Origin of the sequence: Bartonella sp. CM86QHHN (assembly GCF_042194695.1) — a bacterium.
Taxonomy (GTDB): domain Bacteria; phylum Pseudomonadota; class Alphaproteobacteria; order Rhizobiales; family Rhizobiaceae; genus Bartonella.
Genome location: NZ_JBHIND010000024.1, coordinates 37,416 through 57,602 on the forward strand (window position 1 = coordinate 37,416; position 20,187 = coordinate 57,602).

The 20,187-nt window shown below is 37.3% G+C and carries 14 protein-coding genes and 1 other RNA gene; 13 read left to right on the forward strand and 2 right to left on the reverse strand.

What is annotated here, in order from left to right; all coding sequences use genetic code 11:
* Nucleotides 1-329 precede the first annotated feature (329 nt).
* Entirely contained in the window at nucleotides 330-1,382 is a 1,053-nt protein-coding gene (locus tag ACFIKX_RS02155; RefSeq protein ID WP_375628804.1) for a DUF475 domain-containing protein, read from the forward strand.
* Between the two features lie 471 nt (nucleotides 1,383-1,853).
* Here the strand turns inward: ACFIKX_RS02155 and pncA are convergent, their stop codons facing one another.
* Together pncA and ACFIKX_RS02165 are read right to left on the reverse strand one after the other, a co-directional pair.
* A complete protein-coding gene (gene pncA / locus ACFIKX_RS02160; protein ID WP_375628806.1) occupies nucleotides 1,854-2,462 on the reverse strand; it encodes a bifunctional nicotinamidase/pyrazinamidase in 609 nt (202 codons plus the stop codon).
* A gap of 46 nt (nucleotides 2,463-2,508) precedes the next feature.
* Entirely contained in the window at nucleotides 2,509-3,045 is a 537-nt protein-coding gene (locus tag ACFIKX_RS02165) for a hypothetical protein (RefSeq protein WP_375611982.1), read from the reverse strand.
* A 160-nt stretch (nucleotides 3,046-3,205) separates the two neighbouring features.
* Here ACFIKX_RS02165 and ettA point away from each other — a divergent pair, with 160 nt between their 5' ends.
* The 12 genes from ettA to murD all read left to right on the forward strand — a co-directional run bounded on the left by ettA (nucleotide 3,206) and on the right by murD (nucleotide 20,134).
* Nucleotides 3,206-4,855 (forward strand): energy-dependent translational throttle protein EttA, encoded by a 1,650-nt coding sequence (ettA, locus tag ACFIKX_RS02170; RefSeq protein WP_375628808.1) that lies wholly within the window; start codon nucleotides 3,206-3,208, stop codon nucleotides 4,853-4,855.
* Nucleotides 4,856-5,521: 666 nt separating this feature from the next.
* Entirely contained in the window at nucleotides 5,522-6,460 is a 939-nt protein-coding gene (locus ACFIKX_RS02175; protein ID WP_375628810.1) for an ArsR/SmtB family transcription factor, read from the forward strand.
* Nucleotides 6,461-8,623: 2,163 nt separating this feature from the next.
* The gene (locus ACFIKX_RS02180) at nucleotides 8,624-9,001 is read left to right on the forward strand and encodes a hypothetical protein (RefSeq protein ID WP_375628812.1); all 378 of its coding nucleotides are present in this window, start codon (nucleotides 8,624-8,626) and stop codon (nucleotides 8,999-9,001) included.
* A 1,361-nt stretch (nucleotides 9,002-10,362) separates the two neighbouring features.
* The gene (locus ACFIKX_RS02185) at nucleotides 10,363-10,872 is read left to right on the forward strand and encodes a lytic transglycosylase domain-containing protein (RefSeq protein WP_375613362.1); all 510 of its coding nucleotides are present in this window, start codon (nucleotides 10,363-10,365) and stop codon (nucleotides 10,870-10,872) included.
* Nucleotides 10,873-10,954: 82 nt separating this feature from the next.
* An RNA gene (gene rnpB, locus ACFIKX_RS02190) (RNase P RNA component class A) lies at nucleotides 10,955-11,345 on the forward strand.
* 262 nt (nucleotides 11,346-11,607) lie between these two features.
* A complete protein-coding gene (gene rsmH / locus ACFIKX_RS02195) occupies nucleotides 11,608-12,606 on the forward strand; it encodes a 16S rRNA (cytosine(1402)-N(4))-methyltransferase RsmH (RefSeq protein ID WP_375628814.1) in 999 nt (332 codons plus the stop codon).
* Entirely contained in the window at nucleotides 12,603-13,007 is a 405-nt protein-coding gene (locus tag ACFIKX_RS02200; protein ID WP_375611988.1) for a hypothetical protein, read from the forward strand. The genes rsmH and ACFIKX_RS02200 overlap by 4 nt, the downstream gene beginning before the upstream one ends.
* A complete protein-coding gene (locus ACFIKX_RS02205; protein ID WP_375628816.1) occupies nucleotides 13,007-14,749 on the forward strand; it encodes a peptidoglycan D,D-transpeptidase FtsI family protein in 1,743 nt (580 codons plus the stop codon). Before ACFIKX_RS02200 ends, ACFIKX_RS02205 begins: the two co-directional genes overlap by 1 nt.
* Nucleotides 14,750-14,772: 23 nt before the next feature.
* Nucleotides 14,773-16,224, forward strand: coding sequence for a UDP-N-acetylmuramoyl-L-alanyl-D-glutamate--2,6-diaminopimelate ligase (locus ACFIKX_RS02210; RefSeq protein WP_375628818.1), 1,452 nt, complete (start codon nucleotides 14,773-14,775; stop codon nucleotides 16,222-16,224).
* Nucleotides 16,221-17,642: a UDP-N-acetylmuramoyl-tripeptide--D-alanyl-D-alanine ligase gene (gene murF, locus ACFIKX_RS02215; protein ID WP_375628820.1), complete on the forward strand. Its 1,422-nt coding sequence runs from the start codon at nucleotides 16,221-16,223 to the stop codon at nucleotides 17,640-17,642. The genes ACFIKX_RS02210 and murF overlap by 4 nt, the downstream gene beginning before the upstream one ends.
* A 22-nt stretch (nucleotides 17,643-17,664) precedes the next feature.
* Nucleotides 17,665-18,735 carry a phospho-N-acetylmuramoyl-pentapeptide-transferase gene (gene mraY / locus ACFIKX_RS02220; protein ID WP_375628822.1) on the forward strand — a complete coding sequence of 357 codons (1,071 nt, stop codon included), beginning with the start codon at nucleotides 17,665-17,667 and terminating at the stop codon, nucleotides 18,733-18,735.
* A gap of 4 nt (nucleotides 18,736-18,739) precedes the next feature.
* Nucleotides 18,740-20,134 carry a UDP-N-acetylmuramoyl-L-alanine--D-glutamate ligase gene (gene murD, locus ACFIKX_RS02225; RefSeq protein WP_375628824.1) on the forward strand — a complete coding sequence of 465 codons (1,395 nt, stop codon included), beginning with the start codon at nucleotides 18,740-18,742 and terminating at the stop codon, nucleotides 20,132-20,134.
* Nucleotides 20,135-20,187 lie beyond the last annotated feature (53 nt).

The following is a 20,187-nucleotide window of genomic DNA, read 5'->3' on the forward strand; positions in this document are numbered from 1 at the left end:
TATAAATCATTAAATAATAAAAGCACACTATGTATTAATATTCTATGATATAATGTCAATATTATAGCTTTAATTTCTTGTTATTTTTTTATTTGTGTAGATAGAAAGCAATCTTGCACTTATTGTATTGACAATTGATATTCACTTCAAAACAAAATTCCTTGTTGCTACATTTGTCTCTTGCTTTTTTTGAGAGAATTTTCATGTAACTTTACCATATATATTCTATACACCTCTGCATTAATAGATGCAACTTTAAAGAGATGCAAACTTTGGATTGGTACTGGGTGTGCTTAGATGAAGTAGAAAATAAACTTTGAGGAATGATCATGTCCCTATTACGCTATTTTGGGTTTGCTTTTTTTTTCACGATTATTGGTGTCTTTTTAGGAGGGGTTATTGGTTGGTTTGAAACGGAAAGTATTACTGGTTTTCTTAAATATTTTTTTATTTGCTTTGTTTTAGGAATTTTGGAAATTTCTTTATCTTTTGATAACTCTATTATCAATGCGCGTGTTCTTAGTAGAATGAGTCCATTGTGGCGTCGTCGTTTTCTTATATGGGGTATTTTGATAGCTGTATTTGGGATGAGAATTGTTTTTCCATTATTGGTGGTTGTCGTTGCTGTTGGGATTAATCCAATTGCGGCAGTCAAATTAGCGATATGGGAACCACATCGATATGCTGAAGTTTTAACCGATGCGCATATGGGGATTGCTGCTTTTGGAGGAACTTTCCTTATGATGGTTGGCTTAAAATATTTTTTTGATTCTGAAAAAGAAGTGCATTGGCTTAATGTTATAGAGAGATCTGCTCAAAAGTTTGGGGCGCTTGTTGGAATTGATATTGCAATTGTTTTGATTTTGATCTTATTTGTTTCAGCTCAGATTGACGCAGAAAATAAAATAACTTTTTTATTAGCAGCACTTTATGGACTTTTGACCTTTATCGGTGTTGAAGTTGTCGGTCATCTCTTGGATACTCCTCAAAAGACTTTAACAACAGTAGCTCACGGGGGAGTAGGGGCGTTTCTTTATTTAGAAGTTCTTGATGCTAGTTTTTCTTTCGATGGCGTGGTTGGTGCTTTTGCCTTTTCACACAACCTTTTTATTATTGCGATAGGTCTTGGTATCGGAGCATTTTACGTTCGTTCTATGACAATTATGTTGGTTGAATCAGGAACATTATTGCATTATCGTTATTTAGAGCATGGTGCTTTTTATGCAATTCTAGTTCTTGCAGTGATTATGTATCTGCAAACGATTATATCGGTTCCTGAAGTTTTAACAGGACTTGTGGGAGTCTGTATTATTGGAATGGCATTATATTCTTCGATTCGTTTTAAGCATCGTCAATTAGATAAACATGTTGTATCTAAGTAATGGAGATTTCTTCCTTTTTCACACTTTTGTTTATCGCATATCTTTGAATAGAAAGAGGTCTTTTGTGCAAAAAATGCCATGTTATTGCTTATTGATGTTTTTGTTTTAAAGAGGAGATCATTGCACGATTTCCCCTCCATGAGGGAAATAATGTATAATCTTTTGGATAACTTTTGACGTATAGAGGCTTTTTGACTTCAATATAAGGTGCAAGTTTACGCTATACTTTTTACCAGCTTTCAGTATCATAACTGCCCTTGCATTTAATGATTCATAAGAAGCCTTTTGGCTGTTTTTTTTGCAAGATTTTTATTCATACATCAATCCTATTTGTGATGTTTTAAGAGAATGGTGTTGAAATAGGGTTGAAATGAGAGAATTTTACGATATTTCCGTTCCTTACTTAAATAGGTAAAAAAATTTATTCATTATAAATCAGAATGTTATAATGGTAGATGAGAAAAGAATATTTTAGGAGAGCATTAACAGTTCTATCCCTGCTTCGTTCATAGTTTTAAGCATAGTGTTTAGTGATCCGTTTACATCAATACCAGCACAAGCATTTAATGAAACACTGACTTTAAAACCGTATTGTATGGCGTGAAGAGCAGAGAATCCGACACAAAAATCAGTTGCTAAGCCACACATAATGAGCTTGGTAAAACCATGTTCTTTGAGATAAACATGTAAACCTGTTGGTGTTTTTTGATCATTTTCAAGAAAAGCAGAATAGCTATCCATTTTTTGATTATAGCCTTTTCTAAGGATAAGTTGTGCCTTTTCTACTCTAAGAGATGGATGGAATTCTGCTCCTTGTGTTCCTCGTATGCAATGATCAGGCCAAAGTATTTGAGGACCATAGTCAAGAATGACTGTATCATAGGGCTTTTTTTCAGGATAACAGGAAGCAAAGCTGCAATGGTTTTTGGGATGCCAGTCTTGGGTTAAGATAACGTGGTCAAAATGATTTATGAGATTATTGACGGCGGGTAAAATAGCATCACCTTGAGGTACGGCAAGTGCTCCACCTAGTAAGAAGTCATTTTGAACATCAATGACGATTAAGGCTTTTTTTTCCATAAATATATTCCTATACGAGATGAGCTTTTATCGTATTTTTAAAAAGCTATATGTCGTCTTGAAGTTTTGAAATGATGTGCTGGATATTGATATTATTTTTATAATTATCAAGCCAAAAGAGGGGGATGGATAAGTTTTTACAATTGGTTTTATAGTTTTTTACGAATTGTAACCACGTACCAATGGGAAGTGCGCTGTAGTCATTTGTTGCTACGTGTTGATGCAAAGCTTTCATGATCATTGGACTTGGGACGTCAGATCCCATAAGGCGGCGGTCGTTTTGTAAACGTAATTTAAGCCATATCAAGGCAAGGGGTGAAGTCCATTGCTTTCCGTAGCAAAAAATCGATGAAAAAAGAGAAGGATTTTTTACTGCGTAATATAAAGCCCATAAAGCGAGAAAAGAAGGCGCATAGAGAATTGCTTTTCTTTGTGGTATCATATTACATTGATAAGTCGGTTTAATACGATAAAAATACAATGTTATATCTGGTATGGAAAAGAGAGGCAATGTTTGATAACAGGTTTCAGGTACAGCTAAAAAGATTTGCTTTTTGCTCTTTAGGGGGATGTTTTTTTGCATTCAGGACCATACTGGGGCTTGTGAGATTAGAAAAAATGTACCAATATAAAGCGAAAGCTTTTGATACGACGTAAGTGCTATTTACTGTACAGTTTCAAAAAGCAAAAGCAGTTTTTTCAAAATCCTAATCTTTAATATCGCATAATATAAAGAGAAATTTATGGCACGTCAATTTATCTATCATATGGCTGGGCTTAACAAGTCTTACGGCAATAAAAAAGTTCTAGAAAATATTCATTTGTCTTTTTATCCAGATGCGAAGATCGGTATTTTAGGGCCGAATGGTGCAGGGAAGTCAACTATTTTACGTATTATGGCTGGGCTAGATAAGGAATATACCGGAGAAGCATGGATTTCTGAAGGAGCACGCTGTGGTTATCTACCACAAGAACCTTTGCTTGATGCGAGCAAAGATGTACGTGGTAATGTGATGGAAGGTATTGCAGATAAACAGGAAGTTCTTGAGCGTTATAACGAATTGATGATGAATTATAGCGAGGAAACGGCTGATGAAAGCGCACAGCTTCAGGACATTATTGACAGTCAGAATCTTTGGGATTTAGAAAGTCAAGTGGAAATGGCTATGGCTGCTCTTGGCTGTCCGCCAGCCGATGGGGATGTAACAAAACTTTCGGGTGGTGAGAAGCGGCGTGTTGCACTTTGTAAATTGCTTTTGTCAAAACCTGATTTATTACTTTTGGATGAACCGACAAACCATTTAGATGCTGAAACGACGGCTTGGCTTGAGAGGCATCTACGTGAATATCCTGGGGCTGTGCTTTTGATAACCCATGATCGTTATTTTCTCGACAATGTAACGGGTTGGATTTTAGAATTAGATCGCGGTAGAGGTATTCCTTATGAGGGGAACTATTCTGCTTATTTGGGGGCTAAAGCCAAGCGTTTGGCTCAGGAAGGCCGTGAAGAGGCAGCGCGTCAACGTGCTTTATCACGTGAGCAAGAATGGATTGCTTCTAGTCCAAAAGGGCGACAAGCAAAGTCAAAAGCTCGGATTAAGGCTTATGATGAGTTGGTTCAATCAGCACGTGAGCGCCGTCCTGGAGAGGCGCAAATCATTATTCCTATTGGAGAAAGATTAGGACAAGTTGTTATTGAGGTTGATAATCTCTCTAAAGCTTATGGTGAACGTGTATTGATTGATTCTCTTTCTTTTAAACTTCCTGCTGGTGGCATTGTAGGCGTTATTGGGGCCAATGGTATGGGAAAGTCGACCTTGTTTAAAATGTTGACGGGACAGGAAAAGCCCGATTCAGGTCAGATACGTATCGGTGAAACAGTTCACATGAGTTATGTGGATCAGAGTCGCGATTCCTTGGTGGGGGATAAAACTGTTTGGGAGGAAATTTCTGGTGGAAATGACATTATTAAATTAGGCAAATATGAGATGAATAGCCGCGCTTATTGCGGGGCATTTAATTTCAAGGGGGCAGATCAGCAGCAGAAGGTGGCAAATTTATCAGGAGGGCAGCGCAATCGCGTACATTTGGCGAAACTTCTAAAAGAGGGGGGGAATGTGCTTCTTCTTGATGAACCGACAAATGATCTTGATACTGAAACATTGGGTGCATTGGAAGATGCATTGGAAAATTTCGCTGGTTGTGCAGTTATCATATCGCATGATCGTATGTTTCTTGATCGATTGGCAACACATATTTTAGCCTTTGAAGGTGATGGTCATGTAGAATGGTTTGAAGGTAATTTTGCTGAATATGAGGCTGATAAAGTTCGTCGTCTTGGGGCGGAATCTCTTAATCCTAAGCATGCAAATTATAAACCTCTTACACGCTAGAATTTTTTATCTTATCGCAACTTTGTTAGAATAATAGTGTATTTTATTGCGTTTGTTATTTCATAAATAAAGTGTGTGTGTACTCTGTGGGAGTTTTTATTCATTGAAAAGAGTAAGAGACACTTTATGAAATTATGACCTAAATAGGGTTATTTTACTCATGATATATAACCGGTTATTTTTTGTAAAACTGCAATGAAAAGGAGGGGATGGAGCGTATAGTATTACTTCTACAAATGCCTTGGTCATTGAGCATTATCATCTTTACTTAATAAAAATGCAAGCTGGCATTATCATGTTATTTTTTCTCAATAGTATGCAGTTCTTGTTTTTAGGTGGGCATAAAAGGTATTTTTATCCATCTGTCCCCTCCGTTTATGAGCTGTAAGAGAATGATTTGGATTGATTTATCATGAATAGATTTGAAATGAGAAAAATCTACGGTATTCCGGTTTTTTATTCAAGTTAAAAATGAATTATTATTATAAATCAATGTATTCTCATTATAACGAGAAGCAGGGAGATAAGATCTGTTCGTTTTTTACATTAGTCTATTTTTTTCATAGTATGATAAAATAGAGAGAACAAAATAGATGAGAATATGCGTTGTATGCTTGACTTTTTTTCCTATAAACAAATGTTTATAGGAATGTTTAGGGGATAATTATGAAAAAAAGTGCAAGTTTAGATGCAATGATTGTGCTGCTGAAAGCGGTCGCAGAAGTAAGCCATTTACGTGTTCTTAGGCTCTTACATCATGAAGATTTAACAATTCCTGATTTTATTTTTATTCTTGATCAGTCGCAAGCGTGTATATCACGATATTTACGTTTATTGTACGAAGCACGATTGATTGAGCGTTATCAGAAGGGGGATAGCCTTTATTTTAAGCTTTGTCATGATTTTTGGGGTAAAGACATTGTGATGGGTATTCTTTCGTCTTTACCAAAGAATGATGTGTTGTTAGCGCATGATTTAAAACGTTTGAAGGATGTTAAAAAGCAGCGTCAAAAAACGAGGAAGAAGCATTTCTTACAAAATGCGTTGCAATGGGATGTATTACGGTCATCCTATATGGCAGATCATGGTGTAGAAAACGCTTTACTTGAAACCATTGGCGATAAACCATTTCAGACGATGCTGAATATTGGAAAAGGTGGAGACTCTATCTTAAAATTGTTTTCTAATCTTTATACGCATGCGGTTCAAGTCGTGCTTGATAGCAATGTTTTTCACTTGTCTGTTGGAGATACAACTTTTGATTTAGTTATTCTTCATTGGGTTTTACATTTTCTTGAAAATCCTGAAATATTCCTTCATGAGATATCAAGTGTTTTGCGTCCTCATGGCCGTTTATTGATTGTGGATTTTGGTTATCATGAAATTGAGTCTTCATATTCTGATCAAGTGCATATGCGTTTTGGATTTTCGGCTTTACAAATAGAACAATGGCTTAAAAATGCGGGACTTGTTCTAGAACAAACGGTTTGTCTTACTCCTATACAAAATGAAAACAGTGAGGAGGGGATTGCTACGCTTTGGCTTGCTCGTGATCCGCGTTTATTGGTTGACGATATTAAAGATAAACAAGTAGATTTTGCATAAATCGCGTTTGTTAACGTGCTTTATACTCTGATTTTTCTCAAGAAATAGCGTAGAGATAAAACTTTATTCAATCATTGATAAGCTATTGTTTTTTACATTTGTATTATGTTTTTATATGGGAGTATTGGTGTTTTATAGCGGCGTGTAGGCTGTATAATGAAGCACCTTCTATAGAGTTAAGCCTATGAGGATCATTATTTAAGGTGTTCTTGATATCATATTTATGTTATTAGCCAATATATTGATTTTAAAAGATCATTGATTTTTTTAGACTCAATAAGAGGTTTAAATACAGGAATGTTGTTTCATTTCAAATTTCCTGTTTCAGAATCCGAAAGAGTCTGTTTGTCTGCTACAAAAGAAGGTATTTATCTTAATGATACCGTTTGTAAAAGAAAATACATCTTCTAAATGTGAGAGCGGCTGCAATATGATATAATGCCGCACAATATAATCATAGTGAAGGCTCATACCTTCATAAATGTCAAAGATGGTGGTGCCCAATAGATCTTAAAATGTCTCTTTAAAACAGGTTTTTAGATAAGGAGTGCCTTGGAACTTTTAGTGTGGGTGCAAAAAGATGCTCTAAAAAGACGAAAAAGTAAAAGGGTAAGACAATGCATTATATTCATAAAAATAAGATCGGCGATGATCTAGGGATAGTCTGTGGCTGAAAGTAGGAAAGAAAAGTGTGATATTACACTAAAGTTTCGTATCTCTTTATCATGAGAAGTTATGAAGGTTATTAAATAAGTCCATTGTTTTTGCCAAAAGTATTTTCTTTCTTTTTATGTTTGCCGCTCATCTTATGACGCAGTCCGTGGGTATAGCGTAAAATTGATAGGGCACCATCGTCTTTAGTTTAAGTAAAAGTTGTAAGCCGGCATCATTGTTTTATGTTTTTTATCCATATGCTTCTTCTTGTTTGTGATGTGCGATAGTATGGCTATTCATTAATTCAATAGACGAAGATTGAAAATAAGGGAATCTTACGTTCTTGAGGTTTCTCATGTAAATTGTAAAATGATGAGTTATGATTGTAAATCAATGAATTGTTTACGTTAGAAGAACAGATTATAAAAATTTTTGAGCATAGAAACTACTGTGTGTAATTATTTTACGGGATCATTTAAATGATAGAGATTAAGAGAAAATGTCTGCATTGATTTCGGTTTGTTATGTTAAAATGCGTTAGAGACTGTTGGTTATTGTAAAATGGTCTATCGTTATTTGGAATGACGATGGGGCGTGATTCGAAACAAATATCTTCAGAGTTCTCATTTTCTCATAAGATTAAGCTGTTTAAGTTCCTCATTGATTGTTACATGAGGGATGTAACAATATTTTAATGATCATTTACAGAAATTTTTTATAAGGGTAGATAAGATTTTATTTTCTCTAATTTATTGTTTTAATTTAAATAATTCATAGCTTTCTTGCAAGAAGATATTTTCCATTTTTTACGGTTATTTGTGTAAGATTTTAAAAATCTACGTTTTTCTTTTTGTGGTGATTGCTGTTGGAAAAGTGATTCTACTTTTACGTAGTTTGATTTTTATAGGGTGGATACGTAGAAATTACTGTTTTTTAATATGATCATCAGAGTTATGAAAGAAACTATTTAAAAGTTATAATGATCGTAGATTCTAATTGATGCTTCTTGAAATAAAATTGCTTCAAATTGGGTCATTTTGAACTTTTTTTGCCTAAATTTAAACATTTTTAAATAATTTATAATTCTTTTATGTTTTTTTGCGTAGAAGATGATAAGAATTTCTTGTTGTTTAAAGAATTTTATTCCATAGCAAGAATATTGCATCGGCTATCTTAGTGGTTGATGTAAGAGGACAATCGGGGAACCTCCTCCCCCCCCCCCCGCGTGGATCCCCTAGATTGTCTGGCCTGACTGAGGATTTCCTCAGTCAGGCTTTTTGTAATTATTTTAGGAAATGTAAGGTGTTATTAGGGGGGGAAGTGTAAGATTTGTTATTGTTTCGCCTATAGTACCTAAATACATAGAGGGGCGAGTCTTATTGGGCGGATAGTGTTAGCGTATTCATTTTTAATAATTTGATTTTTCTTTATTGAGGCATTGTTGAATGCTATAAGGGGAATCATAAAAGGAAGCTATGTTTGTATTCTGTGATCTTTAGGTAAGAGATAATGGGATCTTTTTCGCATCGTATTATTTTTATTTTATTCGTATTTTTTATTTTTGGCGCTGTCTTTTTTGCTTCTCGAAGTGGTGTTTTTTATCAGTTTTTTCCCGGTCGCTCTTCTTTTTCTTCTCAGCAGCTTGATGTAACAGAGGAGGAGTTATTAGAGAGATTATCCGTATCTTTTCCAGATATTATCAAGCATCTTTCTAAAATGACCCCTCAACAGCAAGAGTTGTTTATTGCGCAGCTGCGTCGTGATGTAATTGCGCTTGCTTCTAAAAGTGGTCAGAGTCGTGAGCAGGCTCAAAAATCTGGTGAAACTGTTGCTATGGCTCTCTCGAAAGCGATTTCTCGTCCTTCCGTTGCTAATGCTTATTTTTAGCTATTTTTTTAATCGCGCTTTTGGGTTTTATTTTAAGGAAAAAGAGCTTTTCGTGAAATTTTGAAAAGTGCGAGGAGATAATCAATTTGTAAGGTATTAACAAAATTTATCTCTCAAAAGGTAAGCAATTGGAGTATAAGGGTAATGTTGTAATCATTACAGGAGTGATAGAAAGTCTATCAAGGGTATTGGTCCAAGTTAATTGCATTATCAATCGCTACAATGACAAAAGCAGTATTGATTATAATAAAACACGTTAACTGCATTTTATATGCCGGTTATTTTTTTATTTGATATGAGAAAATAAAATTTTTTAAAGGATTTAAGCTTTTTTGTTCTGCGGATTTTAGGATATTTATCCACTTGTATGATTTCTGAAAATGAGGTGCAAGACTAATAAGATGATAGTCTGTGACAAAGAAAAAATATTTGAATGAAGATGAGAGGTCTATTTTTATTTAAAAAGGCTTTGGGGGTATTGAGTTTTCTAACATTTTTCAAAAAAAATAGACCAAGTAATTGTTAAGCTTTGTTGTAGGGATAAAAACGGATATAACTTTTTTAGTATATTGTTTTATAATGATAATTTATCATTTTATATTGAATGAGAATCTTAAGAATTGTAAAATCCTCTCATTTTTAATTTATCCATGGTGAAAAAATTAAAATCAGTTTCTTGTATACCACAAGTAGAGGCTTGTGTGGATAAAAACTCTTTTAAAAAGGAATTAAAAAGCTTCTTTGAGACATCTTGAGAGCTAAAAGTCTGTTGCAATATTTTGAATTGGTAAAGAGTATGATGGTTTTAGTATATTTATGAATTTTTTATGCGCAATGATGGGGGGATTTGTTTTGTGATTTTTTGAGGTTTTATCGGACATAAAGAGTGCAGTGGGTGTTTATTAATCAGAGAGAAGCGTTGATAACGGTTTATATTTTTTGTGAACCTTTTTTGATATCGAGCATCTTCGGTAAAAAGATGCTCTTGTTTCTCTTTCTTTGAGGGATTGATCTCAATAAAAAAATTAATAATCTTATGTAAAAAATATTACATCTAGTTCAGATGCTATTTTTTTAATATAAAAATTGATTGATACAACAGAGATAGCCGCAAGTTATAGATTATATCATTTTATTTGATACGCTATAAGATTAATTATAGTCTTTTTATTTTTTTATTTTATGATATAGAGAAATCTGAGACTTGTGCATAAAGATATATTCTTTTATTTCATAATTTTAGCTTGAAATTGTCTTACTATTTCCTTTTTAAAGACGTTCTTTTGCTTTCTTTTTTGTATAATACATTTGCAAATTACTTGCGGCTAGAATTTGAGAATGTTTGAGTGAAGAGAAAGAAAATGCAATTTTTGAAAATCTTGTTAAATACAGCATGTGCTGTATTTTTTGTATTTGATATAAGTTGGACTCATAGTGTCTTAAATGTTGCGGAATCAGGAGAAACCTCAGTGATTGTTGCTTCTAAGATTTCTGCTCGTCCTTATGAGTTTCTTATTCAGAAACTTGCGAATAAATATAATGTTCCCGTTAATTTAGCACATGCTGTTGTAAAAGTTGAAAGTAATTATAAGGCAGGTATAAAGGGGGCTGCTGGCGAAATAGGTTTGATGCAAATTAAACCCTCTACGGCACGAGGGTTGGGCTTTAGTGGTTCTGTACAGGATTTGTACGATCCTGCGACCAATCTTGAATATGGTATGCGTTATTTGGCAAGGGCCTATAAACTCAGTGGTGGAAGTACGTGTGGTACAATCCTTAAATATAACGCAGGTCATGCTGCAAAAAAAATGAATTCCATTTCAGCGAAATATTGCGCAAAAGTAAAGACTTATCTGGCTTCATTAAAATAAAAACATCTGTGAGAGAGGTTTGTCATAAAATATTTTAAGATGCTATTTTCACGGAGCAGAAAATGTTTTATAAATCAGTATGTCAGTCGGCTGGGCAGCCGCGCTTGTCTGATACTGAAATACGGCAGGTGAGGAAAGTCCGGGCTCCATGGAAAGACGGTGCCGGGTAACACCCGGCAGGGGTGACCCTAGGGAAAGTGCCACAGAAAGTAAACCGCCTATTTTTATAGGTAAGGGTGAAAGGGTGGAGTAAGAGCCCACCGCGCATTCAGTAATGAATGTGGCAAGGTAAACCCCACCGGGAGCAAGACCAAATAGAAATGACGTGCAAAATTTAATTTGCAGCCGATTTCCGGGCGAGTCATTCGGGTAGGTTGCACGAGGCGGATGGTAACATCCGTCCCAGATGAATGGTTGCCATGTAAAGTGTAAGCTTTACTCTACAGAACCCGGCTTATAGGCCGACTGATATTTCATGATGATACGCGATATTTTATAAGATCGGTTACATATAGGCTTTCATGGAGTCGGTGTGTTTGAAATGGACACTTGAGCAAAGGGTGTTTAAAAAAAATAACATTTCTTTAAGTATAATGCGTTAGGATCTGTTTTGGGATAACTTTAGTTTTTTCGTTCATTGTGATTAATGTGAAAGTTGAAGGCCAGGTTATTCTAAGATCAGTTGCCATGAGAGAGCTGTTGATTTAAGACAGTATAACTTCAAGACGGATTATTTTGATAAAGCAGGATCAAAGAGCTGAACGCCATATTCCAGTGTTGTTACAGCCAGTTTTGGCTGGGCTTATGCCATTGGTTGGAGCAAAAGTGATTGATGGCACCTTTGGTGCTGGTGGGTATACGCGCGCTTTATTAAAGGCAGGAGCACAGGTGATTGCTCTTGATCGTGATCCTCATGCTATCAGCGCGGGACAATCGCTTGTTGATGAATTTTTTCCACGCCTTCGTTTGGTCCATATGGCGTTTTCACAGCTCGATCGTGTCGTTGAAGAGAAGGTGGATGCAGTTATTTTGGATATTGGTGTCTCTTCAATGCAGCTTGATGAAGCAGAAAGAGGTTTTTCTTTTCAAAAAGATGGTCCATTGGATATGCGAATGGCTCAGACTGGTTTTACAGCCAGCGATGTTGTCAATCATTTAAAAGCAAGGGATTTGGCATGTATTTTTAAGATATTAGGGGAAGAGCGTTATGCGGGGCGAATTGCACGGATGATTGAAAAGCGTCGTGTTGTGCAGCCTTTTTTGCGTACAGGTGATTTGGCGTATGCTATCGAAACGTTGATAGGACGTAAGCCGGGAGATCGTATTCATCCGGCAACACGTGTATTTCAGGCTCTTCGTATCTATGTTAATGATGAAATTGGTGAATTGGCATGTGGTTTATTTGCTGCTGAACGCGTTTTAAAAGCTGGAGGCCGTTTGGGGGTTGTCAGTTTTCATTCTCTTGAAGATCGTATGGTCAAAAGATTTTTTTCGGCTCGTTCTGGAGAATGTATGAGATCACGCTATCTGCCAGAAATAAAGGCTACTCCAGCAACATTTTTTCCTTTGTTTAGAGGTGGGATTACGGCAACTAAAGAGGAGTTACAGAAAAATCCTCGTTCACGTTCTGCGAGGTTGCGTATTGGTGTACGGACTGAAGCAGAGGCTCTTGCAGCAGATATGAAATTATTTGGTTTAGCAGAGATTGCCAGTTTTGAAGGCAGCAAAAAATGACAGTTTTTCGTACATTTGATATGATTTTAGTGTTGATTATGATTTGTATGGCAGGACTTACTTATAAGGTAAAATATGATGTTCAAAAGCGAATGAACGAAGTTCTTCATCTTGAGCATGAAATTGCTGCAGCAAAAAATACGGTAAGTTTGCTTCATGCTGAGTGGGCTGTGATGATAAGGCCTTCACGCATGCAAAAACTTGCGAAACGTTATCAGAAAGAACTTGGGTTAGAGGTTATACAGCCGCGTCAAATCGTGGAGTTTAAAGACATTCCGGTAAGGGTACATGATCAAATTGAAGAAGTGATTAAACAAAATATCTTGGAAGATAATCAAGATATTTTGACAAATAATCGGGCTTCTCAGATCAATAGTGTTGTCCAAAAAGGCGCGCAGTAATGAAATCGACTTTTTTATTCTCACAGAAGAAAAAGCGCTTAAAGAATTCGTTGAATAATCATAATGTTTCTGTTCGTCGTCCCTATTCTAGTCGTCCACGTTTGCTTTTTTCGTTGTTCTGCTTTTTAATTTTATATGGCATCATGGGGGCTTGCCTTATTTCTTATGGGTTGGAAGGTGGACAGATTGAAGAAGCAAAAGGGCCTGGAGTTCTTCAATTGATGGCACGGCCTGATATCGTTGATCGTAATGGTCGTTTATTGGCAACAGATATTAAAACTTATTCACTTTTTGCTGAGCCACGACGTATTATTGATGTGGATGAAACAATTGAATTGCTCTCAACAGTTTTGCCTGATCTTAATTGGCAGGAAACCTATAAGCGCTTAAAAAGAAAATCTAGTTTTTCTTGGATACAGCGGGGGTTAACACCAATGCAGAAGACGCAAATTATGGCTCTTGGTATACCAGGAATTGGTTTTCGGACTGAAATTCGTCGTTTTTATCCTGATGGACCTGTAACTTCCCATATTCTCGGTATGGTGAATGTTGATAATCAGGGCATTGCAGGTATGGAAAAATATATTGATGATGCGGGGTTGAGTGCTTTGCGTGCCGCTGGTCTTGCCATGGAAGAATCATTAAAACAAGTTCAGCTTTCGATTGATGTGCGTGTTCAGGCAATTGTTCATGATGAACTTATTCAGGCTATGAAGCGTTATAAGGCAATTGCTGCAGGAGCTGTTATTTTAAATATACATACGGGGGAAGTTTTGGCTTTGGCATCACTACCAGATTTTGATCCTGGAAATCCTATCGAAGCTTTAAAAAGTGATCGTCTCAATCGGATAACGGCAGGAGCTTTTGAAATGGGATCAATTATTAAAAGTTTTACGACCGCCATGGCACTTGATTCTGATATTTTTCATTTAAACAGTATTATTGATGCTTCAAAGCCAATAAAAGCAAGTAGTGGGTATACTATTCATGATTTTCATGGAAAAAATCGACCCTTAACGTTATGGGAGGTTTTTATTTATTCTTCTAATATTGGTTCTGCTAAAGAGGCATTGGCGATAGGGATTGATAAACATCGTGATTTTTTGCAAAAACTTGGGCTACTGGATCGACTCGCAACAGAGTTGCCTGAAGTTGCTCATCCTATTGTGCCACATCATTGGAAGGATATCCAATCTATGACGATTGCTTTTGGGCATGGTATGGCAACAACTCCCTTGCAAACAGCTGTTGGGGCTGCTGCTTTAATGAATGGTGGTTGGTTAATTGCTCCGACATTTTTAAAACGGACAAAAGAACAAACTTTGCACCATGCAAAACGGGTTTTGCATGCTAAAACAAGTCAAAATATGCGTTACCTTTATCAATTAAATAGTGAGATTGGGTCTGGACGTAATGCAAAAGTAGAAGGTTATCGTGTAGGTGGTAAGACAGGAACAGCTGAGAAAGTTGAAAATGGAAAATATTCTAAAACAAAAAATTTCAATAGTTTTCTTGCTGCTTTTCCTATTGATGATCCTGCTTATGTTGTTTTAACAATTATCGATGAACCAAAGCCTGCAGAGGGACAGCGTTCAGCAACAGCGGCGATGAATGCTGGACCAATGCTTGCTAATATTGTTCGTCGCACTGCTAGTTTTCTTGGTGTAAAACCCGATTTTAAAAAAGAATATGAGCCTCTTTTAAGTAAAAAGAGCAATTCAAGTTTCGTTAAACAACGGTAAAATAAATATAAAGGTGCGTTATCATGTTGTTGGGAACAGTTTTTACAGAATGTGTTGAAGATGAAAGTCTTTCTTCAATAGAAATAACAGGAATAAGTGTGGATTCTCGGCAAGTTTTGCCGGGCTATGTTTTTGTTGCTGTTCAAGGGAAAAAAAGTGATGGAAGACACTATATAGATGACGCGATAAAGCGTGGCGCACGAGCAATCGTTACAGACTGTCATGCTGTTCTTGAGGATTTATCTGTTCCCATTTTACGTGTTTCTAATGTTCGTCATAGTTTAGCGTTGGCAGTTGCACGTTTTTACGGATCTCAGCCGGAAACAGTTGTTGCTGTGACTGGTACAAGTGGTAAAACATCTGTTGTCTCTTTTCTTCGGCAAATTTGGACTTATGCTGGATTTTGTGCTGCTAGTATAGGAACGGTTGGTGTTGTTTCTCCTAAACGGAATGTTTATGGTTCTCTCACAACACCTGATCCGGTCGTCTTGCACCGTCTTCTTTATGAAATTTCTTATGAAGGTGTGACTCATGCAGCTCTTGAAGCTTCTTCGCATGGGCTTGACCAAGGACGACTTGATGGAGTCCGTTTAACGGCTGGTGCCTTTACTAATTTAGGGCGAGATCACATGGATTATCACACGGGGGTAGAGGATTATTTGCGGGCTAAAATGAGGTTGTTTGATACACTTTTGCCTGTATCTGCTCCTGCTTTGATTTTTGCTGATGATGTTTATTCACAAAAGGTTATTGATGTTGTTACACAAGCGCGCCGCCGTGTCTTGACAATTGGTCGTAAGGGGCAATTTATCACGATTAATCGTGTCGAACATCAACGCTCAAAACAGTGTATTGAGTGTCGTGTGGAAAACAATATTTATACATTTGATTTGCCTTTAGCTGGAGATTTTCAGGTCGCCAATGCGCTTATGGCAGCGGGGTTAGCAATTGCAACGGGCGTTTCACCTCGTAAGGTTTTTTCTGCGCTTGAAACTTTGCAGGGGGCACCTGGGCGGTTAGAGTTTGTGGGAAAGACAGAAAATAATGCGCTTGTTTACATTGATTATGCCCATAAACCAGAAGCTTTGGAGCAGGTTTTACTTTCTGTTCGTCCCTTTACGCAAGGGCGCTTGATCGTTGTTTTTGGTTGTGGAGGAGATCGTGATCAAGGGAAAAGACCTTTGATGGGAAAAATTGCGGCGGATAAAGCGGACATTGTTATTGTAACGGATGATAATCCTCGCACAGAAATGCCAGAAAAAATACGCAAGGATATTTTACAGGCGGTGCCAACAGCAATAGAGATAGCAGATCGTGGAGAGGCTATTTCTTACGCGGTGGAGCTTTTGAAAGTTGGTGATACATTAATCATTGCTGGAAAAGGTCATGAAGATGGCCAAATTATAGGGCAGACAACTTATCCTTTTTCAGATCGTCTGAAAGCGATAGAAGCTTTAGAGGACCGAAAGAAATGACAGCTTTATGGGATAAGCAAGCACTTGTTGCTGCAGTTGATGGTGTTGTAATGGGAAGCCTGCCAGAAACTTTTTCTGGGGTTTCCATTGATAGCCGTACTCTTGCGGAAGGGGATGTTTTTTTCTGCATTAAAGGGCATCATCTTGATGGTCATGATTTTGCTGCGCAAGCTTATGAACGAGGTGCAGGCGTTCTTATCGTTGCGGAACACCGTTTGAGGGATATGAAAAAAATATCGGCTCCACTCATTGTCGTTCCTGATGTTTTGAAAGCCTTAGAACAACTTGCACAAGCTGCACGCAAACGTTCAAGAGCTAAGATTATCGCGATAACAGGATCGGTGGGAAAAACAACGACAAAAGAAGCTTTGAAACAAGCACTTGCAACGGCTGGGAATGTTCATGCGAATCTCGCTTCTTTAAACAATTGCTGGGGGGTTCCACTCACTTTAGCGCGGATGCCTATGGAGAGTGATTATGGTATCTTTGAAATTGGCATGAATCACAGAGATGAAATTCGCCCTCTGGTCAAACTGGTTTGTCCGCATATTGCTCTCATTACGCATATTTGTGCAGGACATATGGGTTTTTTCAAGGATCTTGAAGAAATAGCAAAGGCAAAAGCTGAAATTTTTGAAGGATTGGATGAGGAAGGCATTGCCATTTTAAATGCGGATAGTGATTTTTTTTCTTATCTCGTTCAAAAAGCAAAGAAATGCGGTGTAAAAAAGATCTTAAGCTTTGGTGAGACTAAAGATGCTGATTATCAAGCGCATGATATACGTCTTCTAACCGATAGTTCTTCTATGATTGTGCGTATGGGGGGGCGGGATAGGGAGGTCCAAATTGGTGCTCCTGGGCGCCATATTGTGCAAAATAGTTTAGGGGTTATTGCTGCTTGTGATGCTATGGGGGTTGAGTTAGAGCCTGTTTTTCTTTCTTTTCGCCATTTTTCTTCTCAAAAGGGGCGAGGTGTTCGTTATCGACTGTCTTTATCAAATGGGGGTGAATTTTATCTCATTGATGATAGCTATAATGCAAATCCTGCTTCTATGCGTGCTGCACTTGAGCTTCTTGCTACAGGACCTGTAGGGAAAGGGGGGCGGCGAATTGCTATTTTAGGAGATATGCTAGAGTTAGGGGAGTATAGTGAAAAGCTTCATCGTGATTTAATAAAACCAATACGTCTTTCTGGTGCTAATCCGGTTTTTCTATTTGGTGAGGCGATGAAATCTTTAGTCAGTGATTTGTCTGCTGGTGTTAAGGTTCATTATGCTGAAAATATTGAGAAAATTTTATCGCTTCTTTTAGCAGAAATTTCTTCTGGGGATCTGCTTATGGTTAAATCATCCAATAGCCTTTGTTCATCAAATATTGTGACTGCATTGTTTGATCGCTATAAAGCGGTTTCTTCATAGTTTTAAGAGGTTTTTTTGTTCCATGATGCTATTTTTTTCTTCGTTTAGTGATTGGCTTCCAGGTGTGAATGTATTTCGTTATATTACTTTTCGCACGATAGCGGCTATGCTTACTTCGGGGCTTATCGTCTTTTTGTTTGGACCTAGCATCATTGCTTCTCTTAAATTGCGGCAGGGTAAGGGGCAACCGATTCGTGCTGATGGTCCTCAAACACATTTTAAAAAGGCTGGAACACCTACAATGGGTGGATTGATGATTTTAACCGGCATTGTGGTATCGGCATTTTTATGGGGTAATTTATCGAATATTTACTTTTGGGTATCGCTATTGGTTATGCTTTCTTTTGGGGGAATTGGATTTTATGACGATTATCTTAAGGTCACAAAACAAACAGACAAAGGATTTTCTGGGAAAGCACGATTAAGCTTGGAGTTTTTTGTTGCGGCAATTGCTGCTTTTGCCATCTTGAAAGTTGGCTCATCTGGATTAGCTTTGCCTTTTTTAAAAGATTATCTTATCAATTTGGGCTGGTTTTTTATTCCTTTTTCTGCTTTCGTCATTGTTGCGACGGGTAATGCGGTTAATTTAACGGATGGACTCGATGGGCTTGCTATTGTTCCTGTGATGGTTGCAGCTTTATCTTTTGCTCTGATTGCTTATCTTTCTGGTAATATGAATTTTGCTGATTATCTCCAAATCCATTATGTATCGGGAACAGGTGAATTGGCTGTTTTATTGGGAGCTGTTGTTGGGGCAGGGCTTGGTTTTTTATGGTTTAATGCACCACCTGCAGCTATTTTTATGGGAGATACTGGTTCATTGGCTCTTGGAGGACTCTTAGGGACTGTTGCGGTTGCTACGAAGCACGAAATTGTTTTGGTTCTTATTGGTGGACTTTTTGTTGTGGAAGCTTTTTCGGTCGTTATTCAGGTTGGTTATTTCAAATTAACAAGAAAACGCGTGTTTCTTATGGCACCGATACATCATCATTTTGAGAAAAAAGGTTGGACTGAAAGCCAAGTGGTGATACGCTTTTGGATTATTTCGATTGTTCTTGCTCTCATAGGTCTTTCAACACTTAAATTGCGGTGAGAATGTGATTTCTGTTACGTGTTATAAAGGTCAAAAAGTTGCTCTGTTTGGATTGGGGCAGTCTGGATTAGCAACGGCACAAGCATTAATGTGTGGTGGTGCAGAAGTGGTGGCGTGGGATGATAGTCCTTTAAGCGTGCAAATGGCTTTTCGGCACAATATTCCAACACGAGATCTCCGTTATGAAGATTGGTCAGAATTTGTTGCATTGGTTCTCGCTCCTGGAGTTCCTTTAAATTATCCTCAACCGCATTGGGTTGTTGAAAAGGCACGAAAAAAAAATATAGAAATTATTGGTGATATTGAATTGTTTGTTCGTGCACGCCATGATTTTTTACAGCATTATGGTTTTTGTGACCAAGATGTTCCGTTTATTGCGATTACGGGGACGAATGGAAAGTCGACAACAACGGCTTTGCTTACGCATTTATTGGAAAAAATGGGCTATGATGTGCAGATGGGGGGAAATATTGGAAAGGCAATATTGACGCTTAAGCCATTTGTTAAAAAACGTATTTATGTGATTGAATGTTCATCATTTCAAATTGATCTTACTCCCTCTCTTCAGCCGACCATTGGACTTTTATTGAATTTAACACCTGATCATATTGATCGACATGGGAGTTTTGCCTGTTATGTGCAAACCAAAAGGCATCTGATTGCTCAGGCTTCTCAGGCTTTCATTTCAGTTGATGATGCAGCTTGTCGGGTTTTATATCAACAGTTACTTCATGATGGGAAGCAAATTGAGGCAGTTTCCAAGGATCATTTTGTTGAAAATGGTTTTTATGCAGATGGAACAAAGCTCTTTTCTGTTCGTCAAGGACAGCGTCATATGCTTGCAGATCTTGCTCCTATGGCGGTGTTACGTGGGAGTCATAATGCGCAAAATGCCCTTATGGCATTAGCAGCATTGCAGGCTTTAAAAATAACCGATCCTTCTGTGAACAAGCATTTGGCAAGTTATAAAGGGTTGGATCATCGTATGCAGCAGGTGCGTAAAATGGGGGCGGTTTTGTTTATCAATGACAGCAAGGCGACTAATGCAGATGCAACAGCTCCTGCGCTTTCCACCTTTAATGATATTTTTTGGATTGTTGGAGGACAGGCAAAAAAGGGAGGGATAGAGTCTCTTAGAGAATTTTTTCCTAAAATTCGTAAAGCTTATTTGATTGGGAGCGCGGCGGAAGAATTTGCTCGCACTATTGGATCTGCTTTTCCCTTTTCTATGAGCTTAACTTTGAAAAATGCGGTGCGTGAAGCAGCTGTTGACGCAATGGGTTGTAAGGAAAAAGAGGTGACGGTTCTTTTGTCACCTGCTTGTGCAAGTTATGACCAATTTAAAAATTATGAAATGCGAGGCGAAGCATTTGTCTCTTTTGTGATGCAGTTACAATAAAAAAGCATCAGTTATAAAAAAATATTTTTGCGTTAAGACTCCAGAATCTTTTT